The organism is uncultured Ruminococcus sp., from assembly GCF_947301925.1.
In the GTDB taxonomy this organism is placed as follows: domain Bacteria; phylum Bacillota; class Clostridia; order Oscillospirales; family Ruminococcaceae; genus Ruminococcus.
In genome coordinates, this window is record NZ_CAMYUE010000012.1 from 71,961 (window position 1) to 89,560 (window position 17,600).

The 17,600-nt window shown below is 51.1% G+C and carries 16 protein-coding genes and 1 tRNA gene; 11 read left to right on the forward strand and 6 right to left on the reverse strand.

The genetic code is table 11. From position 1 onward, the window contains the following. Positions 1–309: 309 nt before the first annotated feature. From trpE to Q0Y65_RS12335, 9 genes are all read left to right on the forward strand, one after another. Positions 310–1,776, forward strand: coding sequence for an anthranilate synthase component I (gene trpE, locus Q0Y65_RS12295; protein ID WP_297960202.1), 1,467 nt, complete (start codon positions 310–312; stop codon positions 1,774–1,776). Then, entirely contained in the window at positions 1,773–2,339 is a 567-nt protein-coding gene (locus Q0Y65_RS12300; protein ID WP_297960204.1) for an aminodeoxychorismate/anthranilate synthase component II, read from the forward strand. Before trpE ends, Q0Y65_RS12300 begins: the two co-directional genes overlap by 4 nt. Positions 2,340–2,376: 37 nt before the next feature. Next, complete coding sequence (locus tag Q0Y65_RS12305) at positions 2,377–3,159, forward strand: class I SAM-dependent methyltransferase (RefSeq protein ID WP_297960206.1); 783 nt, start codon at positions 2,377–2,379, stop codon at positions 3,157–3,159. A 15-nt stretch (positions 3,160–3,174) separates the two neighbouring features. After that, a complete protein-coding gene (trpB, locus tag Q0Y65_RS12310) occupies positions 3,175–4,365 on the forward strand; it encodes a tryptophan synthase subunit beta (protein WP_297960207.1) in 1,191 nt (396 codons plus the stop codon). Then, a complete protein-coding gene (trpA, locus tag Q0Y65_RS12315) occupies positions 4,358–5,134 on the forward strand; it encodes a tryptophan synthase subunit alpha (protein ID WP_297960209.1) in 777 nt (258 codons plus the stop codon). Before trpB ends, trpA begins: the two co-directional genes overlap by 8 nt. Before the next feature lie 65 nt (positions 5,135–5,199). Further along, positions 5,200–6,219: an anthranilate phosphoribosyltransferase gene (gene trpD / locus Q0Y65_RS12320; RefSeq protein WP_297960211.1), complete on the forward strand. Its 1,020-nt coding sequence runs from the start codon at positions 5,200–5,202 to the stop codon at positions 6,217–6,219. Positions 6,220–6,227: 8 nt separating this feature from the next. Continuing rightward, positions 6,228–7,004 (forward strand): indole-3-glycerol phosphate synthase TrpC, encoded by a 777-nt coding sequence (gene trpC, locus Q0Y65_RS12325; protein WP_297960213.1) that lies wholly within the window; start codon positions 6,228–6,230, stop codon positions 7,002–7,004. A 1-nt stretch (position 7,005) separates the two neighbouring features. Continuing rightward, a complete protein-coding gene (locus Q0Y65_RS12330; protein WP_297960215.1) occupies positions 7,006–7,614 on the forward strand; it encodes a phosphoribosylanthranilate isomerase in 609 nt (202 codons plus the stop codon). Between the two features lie 148 nt (positions 7,615–7,762). After that, the gene (locus Q0Y65_RS12335; protein ID WP_297960217.1) at positions 7,763–9,100 is read left to right on the forward strand and encodes an aspartate kinase; all 1,338 of its coding nucleotides are present in this window, start codon (positions 7,763–7,765) and stop codon (positions 9,098–9,100) included. 444 nt (positions 9,101–9,544) lie between these two features. Here Q0Y65_RS12335 and aroC read toward each other — a convergent pair whose 3' ends face one another. Further along, a complete protein-coding gene (aroC, locus tag Q0Y65_RS12340; protein ID WP_297960219.1) occupies positions 9,545–10,636 on the reverse strand; it encodes a chorismate synthase in 1,092 nt (363 codons plus the stop codon). A gap of 237 nt (positions 10,637–10,873) precedes the next feature. Here aroC and glgB point away from each other — a divergent pair, with 237 nt between their 5' ends. Together glgB and Q0Y65_RS12350 are read left to right on the forward strand one after the other, a co-directional pair. Continuing rightward, positions 10,874–12,682 carry a 1,4-alpha-glucan branching protein GlgB gene (glgB, locus tag Q0Y65_RS12345; RefSeq protein WP_297960221.1) on the forward strand — a complete coding sequence of 603 codons (1,809 nt, stop codon included), beginning with the start codon at positions 10,874–10,876 and terminating at the stop codon, positions 12,680–12,682. A 254-nt stretch (positions 12,683–12,936) separates the two neighbouring features. Next, a tRNA-Ser gene (locus tag Q0Y65_RS12350) sits at positions 12,937–13,025 on the forward strand. Positions 13,026–13,161: 136 nt separating this feature from the next. On the opposite strand, the gene Q0Y65_RS12355 is transcribed toward Q0Y65_RS12350, so the two are convergent. The 5 genes from Q0Y65_RS12355 to mobC all read right to left on the reverse strand — a co-directional run bounded on the left by Q0Y65_RS12355 (position 13,162) and on the right by mobC (position 17,484). Continuing rightward, entirely contained in the window at positions 13,162–14,349 is a 1,188-nt protein-coding gene (locus Q0Y65_RS12355) for a site-specific integrase (RefSeq protein ID WP_297960223.1), read from the reverse strand. 229 nt (positions 14,350–14,578) lie between these two features. Beyond that, complete coding sequence (locus Q0Y65_RS12360) at positions 14,579–14,830, reverse strand: hypothetical protein (RefSeq protein ID WP_297960225.1); 252 nt, start codon at positions 14,828–14,830, stop codon at positions 14,579–14,581. A gap of 153 nt (positions 14,831–14,983) precedes the next feature. Further along, positions 14,984–15,196: a helix-turn-helix domain-containing protein gene (locus Q0Y65_RS12365; RefSeq protein ID WP_297960228.1), complete on the reverse strand. Its 213-nt coding sequence runs from the start codon at positions 15,194–15,196 to the stop codon at positions 14,984–14,986. Positions 15,197–15,847: 651 nt separating this feature from the next. Further along, positions 15,848–17,173, reverse strand: coding sequence for a relaxase/mobilization nuclease domain-containing protein (locus Q0Y65_RS12370; protein ID WP_297960230.1), 1,326 nt, complete (start codon positions 17,171–17,173; stop codon positions 15,848–15,850). Then, complete coding sequence (gene mobC, locus Q0Y65_RS12375; RefSeq protein ID WP_297960232.1) at positions 17,173–17,484, reverse strand: plasmid mobilization protein; 312 nt, start codon at positions 17,482–17,484, stop codon at positions 17,173–17,175. The genes Q0Y65_RS12370 and mobC overlap by 1 nt, the downstream gene beginning before the upstream one ends. Positions 17,485–17,600: the final 116 nt, after the last annotated feature.

A 17,600-nucleotide genomic window follows, 5' to 3' on the forward strand; every position in this document is an offset into this window, starting at 1 on the left:
CGTTGACGCGGAGATAAAGTTGGTTATGCTTCTACAGAGAGCCCGCGACGCTGAGAGTCGGGTGAAAAACAGATCAGCAAATGGACCGCCGAGGGTGCAGTCAAATGTGCAGGCATCGTACCTGCTCAGAGTATTCTGCAACGTAAGGATGTGCGTTAATCATCAGGGATATGATAGTATCCTGTTAAGCGCACGGCTTTGCCGTGAATCAAGGTGGTACCGCGGATAAGAATTATTCGTCCTTGACAGATCATATTGATCTGTCAGGGACTTTTTTATTTGTCCTGACAGGTCACGGAGGTGCTTATTATGAAGTTTTTACCCGAATTCACTAAGGTCAGGGAGCTGGCTGACAGCGGAAAGTACGATATCCTTCCCGTCAGCTGCGAGATACTCTCTGACATCTGTACTCCCATAGAGGCGATAATGATACTCAAAAACGTCTCGAACCACTGCTATATGCTGGAATCTGTGGCAGAGAAGGAAAAGTGGGGAAGATACACCTTCCTCGGCTTCGACCCCAAGCTTCAGATAACAGCGGCAGGGAACGACCTGACTATCGGCGACGTAAAAATGACTTCGGACGATCCGTCGGTTCAGATAAGACAGATCCTTTCAAAATACAGAAGTCCCAAATTCGATTACCTTCCGCCCTTTACGGGAGGTCTGGCAGGCTATTTCTCCTACGATTTCCTTGCCTATTCCGAAAAGACTCTCCGCACAGGCACGAAGGATACCGAGAACTTCAAGGACGTTGACCTCATGCTCTTTGACAAGGTCATAGCCTTTGACAATTTCCGCCAGAAGCTCATACTCATTGCCAATATGAGACTTGACGAGGGCGAGGCAGGCTACAACAAGGCAAAGCTGGAGCTCACTCAGATGGCGGAGCTCCTCAGAAAGGGAGAGCGTACAAAGGAGCACTCGGGCAGGCTCACCACAGATGTTACCGCACTTTTCAGCAAGGAAGAATACTGCGGAATGGTGGAAAAGGCAAAGAGGCATATCCATGAGGGCGATATCTTCCAGATAGTCCTTTCAAACCGCCTCAGCGCAGGCTTCGAGGGAAGTCTCCTGGACACCTACAGAGTGCTGAGGACTATCAATCCCTCCCCCTATATGTTCTACTTCTCGGGCACGGACGTGGAGATAGCAGGCGCTTCTCCCGAAACTCTGGTGAAGCTGGAAAACGGCGTTCTCCATACATTCCCCCTTGCAGGCACCCGTCCGAGGGGAAAGACCGAAAAGGAGGACAAGGAGCTGGAGGAAGGACTTCTCCGTGACGAAAAGGAGCTTGCGGAGCATAATATGCTGGTAGACCTGGGACGAAACGATCTGGGCAGGATCAGTAAGTTCGGCAGCGTTCAGGTGGAAAAGCTCCACAGCATAGAGCGCTATTCCCACGTTATGCACATCGGCTCCACTGTGCGCGGAGAGATAAGGGAGGAGTTCGACGGACTTGACGCGGTGAGCGCTGTGCTTCCCGCAGGCACTCTCTCGGGAGCTCCCAAGATACGCGCCTGTCAGCTCATTGCAGAGCTGGAGGACAACAAGCGCGGCATTTACGGCGGCGCTATCGGCTACATCGACTTCACAGGCAATCTCGATACCTGCATCGCTATCCGCATAGCCTACAAGAAGAACGGAAAGGTCTTTGTAAGGAGCGGCGCGGGAATAGTTGCGGATTCGGTTCCCGAAAAGGAATACCAGGAGTGCATAAACAAGGCGGCGGCTGTGGTCAACGCCCTTAAAATGGCAGAGGAGGCAGACGAATGATACTTCTCATTGATAATTACGACAGCTTTTCATATAACCTGTATCAGCTCATCGGTGAGATATGTCCCGATATCAAGGTGATACGCAACGACGAAATGACGGTGGAGGAGATAGAGGAGCTTGCTCCCGACAAGATAATACTCTCCCCGGGACCCGGACGTCCCGAGGACGCAGGCATTATAATCGAAGCCGCTAAGACGGTGTGCAAAAAGATACCTACTCTGGGTGTTTGTCTTGGTCATCAGGCTATATGCGCCGCTTACGGTGCAACAGTTACCTACGCCAAGGAGCTCATGCACGGTAAGCAGTCCGTTATAAGCTTCATGAACGATTGCCCTCTGTTCAGAGGCATTGACGAGGGAGCTCCCGTGGCAAGGTATCATTCCCTTGCGGCGGACGCGGCTACTCTTCCCGAATGCCTCGAAGTCACGGCAATGGCCGACGACGGCGAGGTAATGGCTGTACAGCACAGGGAATACCCCATATACGGCGTGCAGTTCCACCCCGAGTCTATAATGACTCCCGACGGAAGGATAATGCTGAAAAACTTTATCGAGCTTTGAATTATTCATTGCCGCAATAAAAAACGAGGTGACAGCTATGGACTATCTTGATGAATTCTACAGAAATTACGACGAGGAGGGCAGGCTCCTCTCACAGTCGGGTCAGGTGGAGTACCTGACCACCATGAAATACATCCACGACTTCCTCGGCGGAGCAAAGCAGGTCCGTATCCTTGAAGTGGGAGCAGGCACGGGCAGATACAGTATCGCCCTTGCCCGTGAGGGTTATGAGGTAACGGCGGTGGAGCTTGTTGAAAGCAATCTCAATAAGCTGAGGGCAAAGCTTGACGGCAGTGAAAGTCTCACGGCGGTGCAGGGAAACGCCCTTGACCTTTCGGAGCTTTCGGATAACAGCTTCGATGTCACTCTGCTGCTGGGACCTATGTACCACCTGTTCACCCGTGAGGATATGCTCAGGGCGCTCTCAGAGGCGGTAAGGGTCACCCGAAAGGGCGGATACATACTGGCGGCATACTGCATGAACGAGGCAGCCGTCCTACAGCACGCATTTCTCCACGGAAACCTGCAAAAGGTGCTGGATAATGATATGATAACCGATGAATGGCACTGCAAGAGCGAGCCGAAGGAGCTTTTTGCTCTGATGAGGACGGAGGAGATAGCGGCGCTGAATGCGGAACTCCCCGTTGAACGGATAAAGCTCATAGCCGCAGACGGCGCGGCGAATTATATGAGCGATTGTATCGACGGCATGGACAGCTTCACTTTTGATAAATACATGGAGTACCATTTTGCCACCTGCGAAAGGCAGGATCTTATCGGCGCTTCAAATCATGCGCTGGATATCTTACGGAAACTATAACAGGAGGAAATAAATATGTCACAGTCAAAAGGACGATTCGGCGTTCACGGCGGTCAGTATATCCCCGAAACGCTGATGAACGCGGTCATAGAGCTGGAGCAGGCCTACGACCACTATAAAAACGATCCCGAGTTCAACCGCGAGCTGAAGGAGCTGCTGGACAACTATGCGGGCAGACCTTCTCTGCTGTACCGCGCAGACAAGCTCACAAGGGATCTGGGCGGCGCGAAGATATACCTGAAAAGGGAGGACCTCAACCACACGGGCTCCCACAAGATAAACAATGTTCTCGGTCAGGCTCTGCTGGCAAAGAAAATGGGCAAGACCAGACTTATCGCTGAAACAGGCGCAGGTCAGCACGGAGTTGCTACGGCTACGGCAGCGGCTCTCCTGGATATGGAGTGTCTGGTGTTCATGGGCGAGGAGGACACAAAAAGGCAGGCGCTGAACGTTTACCGTATGAAGCTCCTCGGCGCTGACGTTGTCCCCGTAAAGAGCGGCACGGCTACCCTCAAGGACGCGGTATCCGAGGCCATGCGCGAGTGGACTTCAAGGATAGAGGATACCCATTACTGTCTGGGCTCCGTTATGGGACCTCACCCGTTCCCCACTATAGTCCGCGATTTTCAGGCGGTCATCTCCCGTGAGTCAAGAGCACAGATACTGGAGGCTGAGGGCAGACTTCCCGACGCTGTTATTGCCTGTGTTGGCGGCGGCTCCAACGCTATCGGAAGCTTTTACCACTTCATTCCCGACGAGGGCGTAAGGCTCATAGGCTGCGAGGCGGCAGGCAGAGGCATTGATACCTTCGAGACTGCGGCTACGGTGAATACGGGAAGGATCGGTATATTCCACGGCATGAAGTCCTACTTCTGTCAGGACGAGTACGGACAGATAGCTCCCGTGTACTCCATCTCGGCAGGTCTGGACTACCCCGGAGTAGGCCCCGAGCACGCATATCTCCACGATATCGGCAGGGCGGAATACGTCCCCGTAACAGACGAGGAGGCGGTCAACGCCTTTGAGTACCTTTCGCGTACAGAGGGCATTATCCCCGCTATCGAGTCGGCTCACGCCATTGCCTACGCTATGAAGCTGGCTCCCACAATGGACAAGGACAAAATCATAATCGTGACGGTCTCGGGACGCGGCGACAAGGACTGCGCTGCCATCGCACGATACAGAGGGGAGGATATCTATGAGTAATATAAGAGCTGCATTTGAGAACGGCAAGGCATTCATACCCTTCATAACCTGCGGAGACCCCGATCTGGATACCACCGCAAAGGTGGTAAGGGCTGCTGCTGAAAACGGAGCCGATCTTATCGAGCTGGGCATTCCATTTTCCGATCCCACGGCTGAGGGACCTGTTATCCAGGGAGCCAATATCCGTGCTCTTGCCGGAGGAGTCACCACGGACAAGGTATTCGAGCTGGTGAAGGAGCTCCGCAGAGACGTTAAGGTGCCCTTTGTGTTCATGACCTATGCCAATGTGGTATATTCGTATGACGCAGAGCGCTTCATGGCAAGGTGCTGTGAATGCGGAGTTGACGGCATCATACTTCCCGACCTTCCCTTTGAGGAGAAGGAGGAGTTCTCCGCAGTTGCAAGGCAGTACGGAGTTGACCTCATATCGCTGATAGCTCCTACCTCGGAAAACCGTATAGCTATGATAGCAAAGGAGGCCGAGGGCTTCATCTACATTGTTTCAAGTCTGGGAGTTACAGGCGTGAGAAGCGAGATAACCACCAATATCGGCGATATCGTCAAGGTGATAAGGGAGAACACCGACGTGCCCTGCGCAGTGGGCTTCGGTATCTCAAAGCCGGAGCAGGCACAGAAAATGGCGGCACTCTCTGACGGCGCCATCGTGGGCTCGGCTATAATACGCATACTGGAAAAGTACGGCAGGGACGCAGCTCCCCATGTGGGCGAGTACATCAGGGAAATGAAGGACGCAGTTGCAGGAGCGTGATCGGGCTTAGCCGTATCACGCCTGAATGAAGAATTCGGAATTGGATTTGAATCGGAGGTTTTATTATGATAAAAGAGGCAATCGCTAAGATCGTTGACAAGCAGGATCTGACATATGATGAGGCATACAAGGTAATATCGGAGATCATGGCAGGAGAGACTACTCCCACACAGAATGCCGCCTTTCTCTCCGCTCTTTCAACAAAGAGCACAAAGGCTGAGACTATCGACGAGATAACAGGCTGTGCCGCAGCTATGCGCGACGCCGCTGTAAAGTTTGAGAACGACATGGATCTCCTGGAGATCGTCGGTACAGGCGGCGATAACGCTCACAGCTTCAATATCTCGACTACATCGGCATTTGTTATTGCGGCTTCGGGTATAAAGGTGTCAAAGCACGGAAACCGCGCAGCTTCCTCCCTTTCGGGTACGGCAGACTGCCTGGAGGCTCTGGGCGCAAATATCAGCCTCGATCCCGATCAGTGCAGGAAGCTCCTTGAGGACACGGGCTTCTGCTTCTTCTTTGCGCAGAAGTACCATACTTCCATGAAGTACGTTGGACCTATCCGCAAGGAACTGGGCTTCCGCACGGTATTCAATATCCTGGGTCCCCTTACAAATCCCGCCTGCCCCAATCATCATCTCCTCGGCGTATATGACAGCGTGCTCCTCAATCCCGTTGCTGAGGTGCTCATGAAGCTGGGCTCAAAGAACGGCATGGTAGTATACGGCAAGGACAAGCTGGACGAGATCTCTCTCAGCGCTCCCACCGCCGTATGCGAGTACAAGGACGGCTGGCTGAAGAATTACGAGATAACTCCCGAGCAGTTCGGCTTCGAGCGCTGCACCAAGGACGACCTGAAGGGCGGTACTCCCGAGGAGAACGCTGCTATAACACGCGGTATCCTCGACGGCAGCATAAAGGGTCACAAGCGCAATGCAGTTCTGCTCAACGCAGGTGCCGCAATATACATCGGCGGAAAGGCTGAGAGCATGGCTGAGGGCGTTGAGAAGGCTGCCGGGCTCATCGACAGCGGCGCCGCTCTTGCAGCTATGGAGAAGTTCATCGCTGAGTCGCAGAACTGAGGTGCGGTATGACTATTCTCGATAAGCTTGCAGACCATGCCCGCGAGCGTGTGGCCGAGGCTAAGAAAAAGCTGTCTCTTGACGAGGTAAGGCGCCTTGCAGCGGAGCTTCCGAATGGCGGCTTTGAGTTTGAAAACGCTCTTAAAAAGGAGGATATAGCCTTTATCTGCGAGTGCAAGAAGGCGTCTCCGTCAAAGGGCGTTATCGCAGAGGACTTCCCCTATATGCAGATAGCTAAGGACTATGAGGCGGCAGGTGCGGACTGCATTTCCGTCCTCACCGAGCCAAAATGGTTTCTCGGAAGCGACGAGTATCTCCGCGAGGTAGCCGCAAATGTAAGTATACCCTGCATACGCAAGGACTTCACAGTTGACGAGTATATGATATATGAGGCTAAGCTCCTGGGCGCAAAGGCTGTGCTGCTCATATGCTCCATACTTCCGCAGCAGCAGATAAGCGAGTATATCGGTATCTGCGATGAGCTGGGGCTCTCGGCTCTGGTCGAAGCTCACGACGAAGCGGAGCTTCGGGCGGCTGTTGCCGCAGGCGCCCGTATCATAGGCGTGAACAACCGCAATCTAAAGGACTTTTCCGTGGACACCGGCAACAGCCGCCGCCTGCGGGAGCTTGCTCCCGCAGATGTGAGCTTCGTATCTGAAAGCGGCGTTCAGTCCGCGGAGGATATAAGGCTTCTCCGTGAGGCTGGCGTGAACGCTGTGCTCATAGGTGAGACTCTTATGAGGGCGGCAGATAAAAAGGCGAAGCTGGCGGAGCTGAAAGGATAATATGACAAGGATAAAGATGTGCGGTCTGCGCCGCACAGAGGATATAGAGTACGCGAATATCATAAAGCCCGATTATATCGGCTATGTGTTCGCGGAAAAGAGCAGGAGATATATCGATCCCGTAAAGGCGGCGGAGCTGACGGAGCTGCTCGATAAGGATATCATGCCTGTTGGAGTTTTCGTGAACGAGACCGTGGAAAACATAATCACCGCCGTAAGAATGGGCGCTGTGAAAACAGTGCAGCTCCACGGCGACGAGACCGAGAAGGAGATACGGGAGCTGAAAGGTCTGGGTATATCTGTTATAAAGGCCTTTCGGATAGGCTCTGCGGCGGATATCGCTGCTGCGGAGAGCTCCTGCGCGGATATGGTGCTGCTGGATTCGGGCAGCGGCTCGGGAGTTACCTTCGACTGGTCCATCATCGGCAGCATGAAGCGTCCCTACCTCCTTGCAGGGGGACTGACTGCCCATAATGCCGAGGAGGCTGTGAGAAGGCTCCGCCCCTTCGGAGTGGACGCAAGCTCCTGCCTTGAGACCGACGGCTTTAAGGACCTTGAGAAAATGAGAGCCTTTGCGGAGGCAGTCAGGGCAGCGGATATCCAGCAGTAAAACTGTCCGTCAGCGGCGTACAAGCGTATTCACCAAAAATACAGTTTGGCAAGTCCCGAATTTTGGCTTTCTGTCAATTGATTTTAACGCAAAAAAGGCATATAATAGTTATTGCTATAAAATTATCAATGTTAAAAGGATGATATATATGAGTAATAAAGTCGTTAAATTCGGCGGAAGCTCCCTTGCTGACGCCAATCAGTTCAGAAAGGTGGCCGCTATAATAAAGAGCGATGACAAGCGCAGATACGTTGTGCCTTCGGCTCCCGGAAAGCGCTTCTCCGACGATATCAAGATAACCGATATGCTCTACAAGTGCTGTGACCTGGCAGGCAGCGGCGTTGACTTCTCTGCGGATTTCCAGATAATCAAGGACCGCTATAACGGTATAATTTCCGAGCTGGGAATAGATATGTCACTTGATGAGGAGTTCGACTCCATCGTTAAGGAGCTGAAAGCCCGTCCCGCCAAGGACTTCGCTGCAAGCCGCGGCGAATACCTCAACGGCAAGGTGCTGGCAAACTACCTCGGCTTCAATTTCGTTGACGCCGCAGACGTTATCGTATTCGATACCAACGGCGTTCTCCTTCTTGACGAGACTGTAAAGAAGGTACGCGAGAGACTCAGCGGTCTTGACAATGCTGTTATCCCCGGCTTCTACGGAAGGACTACAGAGGGCTATATCAAGACCTTCTCAAGAGGCGGCTCCGACGTTACGGGCTCTATCATTGCAAATGCGGTAAAGGCTGAGATATACGAGAACTGGACAGACGTTTCAGGCTTCCTTGTAGCTGACCCCAGAATAGTTGACAACCCCGACGTTATCGAGGTCATCACCTACAGAGAGCTCCGCGAGCTGGCTTATATGGGAGCTTCCGTTCTCCATGAGGACGCTATCTTCCCGGTACGCTCCGCAGGTATCCCCATAAATATCAGGAACACAAATGCTCCCGAGGACGCAGGTACAATGATAGTCGGCAACGACTACGACTTCAGCCGCGAAAGCCTCAGCCATACCATTACAGGTATCGCAGGCAAGAAGGGCTTCAGCACCATCAACATCGAAAAAGCCATGATGAACAACGAGACAGGCTTCGGTATGAAGGTTCTCAAGGTTCTTTATGACAACGGCCTATCCTTCGAGCATATGCCCTCGGGTATTGATACAATGAGCATCACTCTCAGCACCGAGAAGCTCGATCCTGTCCGCGACAAGGTGGTCGCAGAGCTTCGCAAGGCTGTTGAACCCGACCATATCGACATCGAGGACGGTATCGCTATCCTTGCGGTAGTGGGACGCAGAATGAAGAACACAAGAGGCACTGTTGCCCGTATCTTCGCTTCCATGGCTCACGCACGCATAAACGTAAAGCTCATAGATCAGGGCTCCAGCGAGCTGAACGTTATCATCGGCGTCAGCGAGAACGACCTTGCAGAGGCTATACGCAGGATATACGATATGTTCATAAATTCCGAAAAGCAGTAAGCTGAATACATGAAAGCCGCAGGGAAGCCGGTACTTCTCTGCGGCTTTTTCTGTTCACAGGCAGATACACGCTTTTTTCGGAAATAATGACATTATATTTAAGATTATTTCAATGATATGGTATTATTATGATATAAAACAGCAATTATTCCGCATTTTTTGAACAGCCTTTTTTATTGTTCGCAATTTTCAGCTTGCAATGCGGAAAACCTGATAATATAATTTAGGTAGGAGGGAATTGGGCGAAAACGCCTTAGGCAGCGTTTTCTGTATTTACTGTTTTATGAGGGATCTGCACTCCCACATAAATATAGGAATTTGTTGTAAGGGACAAATCAGAAAAAGCTGTACCTCGGGTACAGCTTTTTTCATTATACAGGCTATATAAAGCCGCTGAGCGTAAAACGCCCGGCGGCCTTTTGTTTTAACGTTCCGTGATACAGCTTACGCCTTCAGCCAGTCGGTACCGAAGCGGAGCGCCAGCTGGTCACAGAGCACAAGGGCGGTGATACTGTCCGCAACTACCCTTGCACGGTGTACGATAGCAGGATCGTGACGTCCCTTTATCTGGAGAGTGGTATTCTCCATGGTGTTCATGTCTATGGTCTGCTGCTCCTTGTATATGGAGGGGGTGGGCTTTATTGCCGTTCTGAACAGCACGGGAAGTCCCGTGGATATACCGCCCAGGATACCGCCGTTGTTGTTTGTGGCCGATACGGGAGCGCCGTCTGCTATGCCGAAGCAGTCGTTGCATTGGCTTCCAAGCATATCCGCCGCCGCAAAGCCAGCGCCGAACTCCACGCCCTTTACGGCAGGTATGCCGAAGAGCGCATGGGCAAGGACGCTCTCAAGGCTGTCGAACCATGGCTCGCCAACGCCTGCGGGGAGACCTGTAACAACCGTTTCCAGCCTGCCGCCTACGCTGTCGCCGTCCTCCTTTGCCGCTGTTATGGCAGCCTGCATGGCCTCTGCCTTTGCACTGTCAAGCACTGCGAATTCCATATCGCCCAGCTTTTCGATATCGTCGTTTATATCCCCGAAGGGACGGTCATATATGCCTCCGCATGAAAGAATATGAGTGCCTATCCTTATGCCCTTTCCGTGGAGAGCGCTTATGGCCACTGCTCCTGCGGCTACTACTCCTGCGGTTATCCTTCCCGAGAAGTGTCCGCCGCCGCGGAAGTCCTGAAAGCCGTGATACTTCATCTGTGCGGAGAAGTCCGCGTGACCGGGGCGTGCCTTGTAGGCCAGCTCGCCGTAGTCTATGCTTCTTGTGTCCTGATTCTCTATGATGAATGTTATGGGAGTGCCCGTTGTCCTGCCTTCAAAAACTCCGCTTACTATCCTTACCTCGTCAGCCTCGCGGCGTGCCGTGGACAGTGCGCCTATGGACTGGCGGAGCTTCATCTGATGTCTGATAAGATCTTCGTCTACTGCTATTCCCGGAGCCATGCCGTCAAGGACAGCGCCTATGGCCGCACCGTGGCTCTCACCGAATACAGTGACGGAAACACTTGAACCGAAGGTGTTCTTCATATCCTCATCTCCTTTGAAAAGTCCATGATAACGTGGTAAAACAGCGTTACAGGGTACTATTTGATTATATCACTTCGCCGGTTATATGTCAACACGGCAATTCACCGATTTGCAGGTGCAAAGCGATAAAGTATATGGCTATTTTGTATAGTGGCGCACTGTGGCGGCTGTACGGCGGTCCGGCATTGACTTTGTCGGTATATCGTGATATAATCAGAAAAAAGACGAGGTGAGTCTATGGACATTATGAGTTTTTACAGAGGTGAGGAATTTGCGGCCTATGAGTATCTTGGCGCTCACCTCGGAGAAGATGGGACTGTCTTCCGCACATATGCTCCCAATGCTTCAAAGGTGTCGGTAATAGGTGACTTCAGCAGGTGGGAGGAGCTTCCCATGACTGCCGTGGAGGACGGCAGGTTCTATGAGCTCACAGTGGACGGAGCTCTGGAGGGACAGCGTTACAAGTACCGTATCTATGACAAAAAAGGCGGCTTTATCGACCACAGCGACCCCTACGGCTTCGGTATGGAGGTCCGTCCCGGTACCTGCTCGGTCATAAGGAGTATAGAGGGCTTTGAGTTCAGCGACGGCCAATGGCTTGCCGGGAGAAGCGACTGCCGCGATAAGCCGCTGAATATCTACGAGGTGCATCTGGGCTCCTGGAGGAGGCGCTCCGACGAGGACGAGGAGGGCTGGTTCAGCTATGGGGAAATAGCCGATGAGCTCATCGACTATGTCTGCGAGTTCGGTTATAACTATATCGAGTTCATGCCTCTCAGCGAGCACCCCTGCGATGAGTCCTGGGGCTATCAGAGCACGGGATTTTTTGCGCCGACTTCGCGGTACGGTACTCCCAAGGAGCTCATGGAGCTGGTGGATAAGTGCCACAGCAGGGGAATAGGCGTAATAATGGATTTCGTCCCCGTTCACTTTGCGGTGGATCATTACGCTCTCACCGAATACGACGGCACGAAGCTCTATGAATACCCCGATGACGATATCGGCTATAACGAGTGGGGAAGCCGTAACTTCAACCACGGCAAAGGTGAGGTGAGGTCGTTCATACAGTCCGCAGCCGATCTCTGGCTAAGCGTTTACCACTTTGACGGACTGCGCATGGACGCGGTGCGCAATATGATCTACTGGAATGGTGACGAGAGACGGGGAGAAAACACAACGGCTATCAGTTTCCTCAAGGATATGAACTGCGGACTCAAAGCCAGACACCCTTCGGCTGTGCTCATTGCTGAGGATTCGTCGGCATACCCGAAAGTGGCGGCTCCCGTATTTGATGGCGGCCTGGGCTTTGACTACAAATGGGATCTGGGCTGGATGCACGATACCCTTGATTATTTCCGGAGCGCTTCCATGTACCGTTCACGGGATTACCATAAGCTGACCTTCTCCATGCTGTACTTCTACAATGAGAAGTACATACTGCCGCTGTCCCACGACGAGGTGGTACACGGCAAGGCCACCATAGCTCAGAAAATGAACGGCCAGTACCCCGAGAAGTTCCCGCAGGCAAGGGCGCTGTATATGTATATGATGGTTCACCCGGGAAAAAAGCTGAATTTCATGGGCAGCGAATTTGCGCAGCTCCGCGAATGGGACGAAAAGCGGCAGCAGGACTGGGATATGCTGAAGTATCCGCTCCACGACTCCTTCCGCGAGTACATAAAGGCACTTAATATGATCTACCTTGACAATAAGGCGCTTCACTATGACTATGATCCTACAAATTTCCTCTGGGAGGACTGCGGGTCCGTTGAGAGCTGCATATATGCTATCCGCAGGAAGGCTAAGGAGGGCGATATCCTTGCTGTGCTGAATTTTTCGGACTGGAGCAGGTGCGGCTATTCGGTAAATATCGGCAGCGGATATACGGCGGAGCTCCTGCTGGATTCCGATGACCAGCTCTATAGCGGTAACACTCCGCATGGCATGACAGGCTTCACCTGTGCAGACGGCAGGCTCAGTATGGATATACCGCCGTTCAGCGGCAGGCTGTTCCTGCTTTCAAAAACAGTAAAGGCAGAGCTGTAATGCTCCGCCTTTTGTTATAATATTAATTTTTTACCAGCCTATTGATTTTGAACTGCCATTATGATATAATATTATAGTGATTTTATGCAGTGGTATCGAAGTGGTCATAACGGACATGACTCGAAACATAGTCGTTCCTGAGCTTTCCGCACTTTGATTTATCCCTGTTCTGCGTGGTTTCGGCGGTGTTCGCAGTTGTGTTTGCAATTGGCTTTCTCGCAGTTTTCTCGCAGTTTTATAGTTAAATTAAATACGCAGTGGTATCGAAGTGGTCATAACGGACATGACTCGAAATCATGATGCCCCTTGAGGGACGTGGGTTCGAATCCCACCCACTGCGCCAGCGCGGAGCCCGCGCAGCCAATTTCGCGTCTCAGTTATTCTGGGACGCGATTTTCATTCCGCGCATTATACTAATTACGATTTTAAATATACTGTTTATGTTAGACCTCCGGACATAACGTCCGGAGGCTTTTATTTTACTCTGAGAGTGCTTTAGCTATCGCCTCCGCACTCAGCTTCTTGCTTTCGCTGTCCACATGGCTGTACACGTTGCTCGTTGTACCTATGTCGCTGTGACCGAGCCACTCCTGAATCAGCTTCATCTGCACTCCGTTGGCGAGAAGTAAGCTGGCACAACTGTGCCGCAGATCATGGAATCGTATCTTACGCAGACCGTTCTTACGAAGCACTATCGGGAAATGGTCCGACACATAATTCGGACGTATCAGCTCTCCCACAGCGTCCACGCAGATGTAGTCCTCGTACTTCTTGCAGTATCCTCTGCCGAATGCCTTCTTCATTTCTGCCTGATGCTCACGCTCAGCGATGAGTGCCTGCTCGACTACGGGTATCAGCGGAAGCGTTCTGTACGACGATTTCGTTTTCATAACATCGTAGCCTGCAACTCCGTCCTCGTCCTGCAAGACCTTGTGCTTGATGCTTATGGTCTTGCCTACAAAGTCCACCGCCGACCATTTCAGTCCGATGACCTCGCTGCGGCGAAGTCCGTAATAGGCAGCTATAACGATGACGATGTGCAGCGGATCGTCCTTTGTGCAGTCGATGAGCTGCTTTATTTCTTCAGCATTATAGTAGTTTCCTATGAACTGCACCGACTTTGGGCGGTCAGCCTGATCGACGGGATTTGTCGGAATGATACGTCTTTTCATAGCAGACTTGAATGCAAGGTGCAGGAGCGAATGGTGCCGCTGACAGCTTGTGCCTTTCAGACCTTTGGCTCTGAGGTAAGCGTAGTACTCGTTTATCTCGTCGCCTGTGATCTCCTTGACCTTGACCTTCATCTTCTTGAAGAATGGTATCATGTGTACGTCCATGTACCGCTTGTAGCTTGTATATGTGGACTTTGTGATGTTGCCCTTGTAGGACTCCAGCCACTCCGCAAGGTAGTCTTCCACTCGCATATCAGCTATGCGGTTGCGCTCCTTGTCGGCTCTCGACATTCCTTCGTGCAGGTACTGGTCACCAAGATTATACTGCTCCAGCACCTCGTTCAGACGGTGGTTGGCTTCGGTCTTGGTGCCTTTCTTTGCGTCCAGTCCGAGGGAGCGCCACTTTTCGTGACGCTTACCGTCGGCATCGTATAAGTTTATAACGGCATACCATTTGCCGCTCTTCTCAGCTAAATGTCCTGTGGTTATTTTCATTGGCATCCTCCTTTCAATTCCCAAATCGTTCCTTATCGTGACTTTCGTCACGACAACAATACCACACTTCTCCCGAAAAATCCATACCTTTCACCTCATTTCGGCAGAAGCACCAAATAGTTTCTTTCGTTTCGACATAATCATATATTTACCACATTTTATTTCTGTTTTTTCTCCAAATATAAAATGAAAAGCAGTTCTTTAGAACTGCTTTTCATAGTAAATTCAATTAGAATAATTCATCACAATTATCGTAGTCAATTTTGTCAGGATCAAGACCTAAAGATGAAGCAACATCCTGTTGTGAGAAATAGTGAAAACCTTGATCAACATTTTCTGTAACATCAAGCACAGAACCATCTTCCATTGTCAAAGTTACACTTATAACTTGAAATGTACCGGATGCTCCGCAGCGTTCTGCAGTTTCACGATCTTCCTCAATATAAATACTTACAACATCCTCGGGGTTAAACTCAATCATTAAACAAGCCTCCTTGATATTATTTTTTCAGTAAGATTACTGGAGTATCATTATAGCATTTTTTAATTCTAATTGTCAATGAAACAACCATACTAATTATCGGCATAATCCACTTTATATTATAGTAGTTTTGCACAAGCGTCAATAATGCTGTTAAGGCAGAAGCACCAAATAGTTTCTTTCGTTTCGGCAGAAGTCAACAAGGGCTGGCTTGGGAATAATTATCTTCTTGCCCAGCTTTATCGCTCCGAGACTTCCATTTTTCACGAGCTCGTAAGCCTGATTCTTTCCAATGCGGAGCAGCTTTGCTGCCTCTGGGACAGTCAGTACGTCCGGTTCGTTTCTGAACATTTCTGTATATCTCATTCGTTCCTCCTGTAATTCTTTCGCTTCTGTTTCCTGTGTGAACTGCATTGTTCATATTGCATTTCTCCTTTGATAAGAAAATGGGTACGGTGATTTGCCGTACCCTTGATGATTGTTAAGGGTATAGTACTTCACGATACCCTTGCTGCAAAGGGCGTCACGTTTCATGACACCCTTATGTATAATGAGCTGGAGTCACGTTTCGTTACTCCATGGTCTGACCGAACGAATCGTTCTGTCAACTCATACCTTCCGCTATGGATGATATGCAGGTGCTGCCGTTTTGGCAACGCCTGTCGGTACTGAACGATCTGTTCACCACCCGCCCCGAATCAGGGCGAGTGAAGGACGGTGAACGTTTCGTTCAGCGTCATCTCAAAGGGGTGTCCATTTTGGTCACCCCTTTGCTGAACCTGCGTTTCGCCGACTCAGGTATATGAGGTGGCGGTTCACCACCTCATAGTCATTACGGGATATTTCATTCCGCCATACCGAATTCCCATTATGGGAACTCGCTCCTAAGCTGGGAGTGAGTGCAGTCCTGTTTTGGGACTTCATCTCTCACGACCGCTTCGGTAGTCGAGCTACAAATAATAACTCACGGACGTTTCCCCCTGAGTTAGTTGAGTCCCTGATTCAGGGAGTCATAGCTTATCCCATGTGTATTCCGTGAGCTTCCTTGCGCTCACGTTCTTCTGCGAGTGCCTTTCTGTCGGTGTGCTCCCGAGCGTACTCAGTATCCTCATCGACAGGCTCGTCCTCAATTATCGAAGCCAGAGCAGCAATGCCACCGACGATATCAGGTGCAGAAACTCTATCAGCACTACCAGTCGTAGCAGTCTGAAGCCGTGACTTCTGCTCTGCTCTTCGGAGCATTTCAGCAGCGATAAGGTCTGCTCGCTCAGCTTCCCAGCCTGTGAGACGAGGTCCTTCGCCGCCTGATCCAGCTTCGACACCTCTGCCGTCACGTTTTGTGACGTCTGCTCCTGAATCTCCTTCCCCTGTTCCAGCAGCTGATCGTAGATTATCCGCTGATTTCGTATGTACCGTTCCATCTGTGCGTATGTCATTGTCGCGTCTGTCTGAGCCTTGACATCGAACATCGTATCTGTCAGAAGTTTCAGCTGCGAGATCAGCGCCAGCCAGTTGTGTTCCTGGACGCAGACCATAGTTGGTACGTCCTGTGTCTCCTGCATATTCTGCTTGGAGGCTTCTTTCGCTTCTTCGTATTTCGAATTCATATTCCATATTCTCCTTCCTGTATTTCGCTTCGTGCAATTTATTGTCACGGCATCTCCTGCCGTTGGGACAAGTGTATGTGATGTACTTTCGGTTGTCTTCCCACTTGACATCGTAGCCACACTGCTTCATGTAGAAGCGGAATTGTTTCTTTGTTTTTGCTCTCTTCATGACCACGTCAATGGTGTTTATGAGATCCATCTTCCAGCTTTCTCGTCGCATTGCAACACGATACTCACGGTTAGTGATACCATTGCTCTGCTTGTGTATCTCAGGTTTGCTGAGAGTTGTCACGCCATACTTCTGACAAATTTCATCGCTGAGCTGTCGCAGGTCTTGCAGTGTGAACTTATTGGAGTGGTACTTCAGACCTGTGTTGGCATTGACTGCGTTGAGCACAAAATGTGAATGCACATGGTCTGCGTCGGTATGAGTTGCCACCACAACTTCGTGTCCCGGGAATGCTCTCTCCGCAAACTCAACAGCTATCTTGTGAGCAAGCTCGGGAGCAATGTTGTAGCCGCTCGGGTGAGACTGAACGAAGTGATAGTACCTGATATCGTCAGTCTTGCCGTACATCTCACGAGTGTTTTTGAACTCTTGATAGGCTGTGGGCAGCGAACAGTTGAGAGCCGTTACATATTTCTTGCCCTCGGTCTTGTCGTCTCGGCAGATGTAGTCGAGACTTTTCTTTCCGCCGCCACCACCTTTCGTACTTATCGCTGTGACCGTCGCCACTATTTCACCTCCCGAAGCAGCTGACCTATCAGCTCCGTGACCTTCCTGTGCTCATCGAGAAGCGGTTGAAAATTGACGGCGGTCAGCCTGTTCATGTTTGCAAGTGTAGCTATCTGGTTCAGGTTTCGCCCGATAGCTTTCTGCTGCCGGACTATTTCATCGATGCCGTTTGCGACAACGATTTTCTTGCCCAGAGCACTCCGCATTACGAAGTCGTTCAGCTTCAATCCATGCTTATCAGCGAGCTCATGGATACGCCTGCTTTCTTCCTCTGTGCAGCGTATCGCTATTGTCGTATTTCGTTTTCTCATGTTATCATCCTCCTTTTTCTTATGCCAATTGAAGTGGGTTCGGGCTTCTGCCCGACAAGCAAAGGCGGCAGGCGGAATGCCAGCTGCTATGCTTGCCAACCCAGTAGGGTTGATTT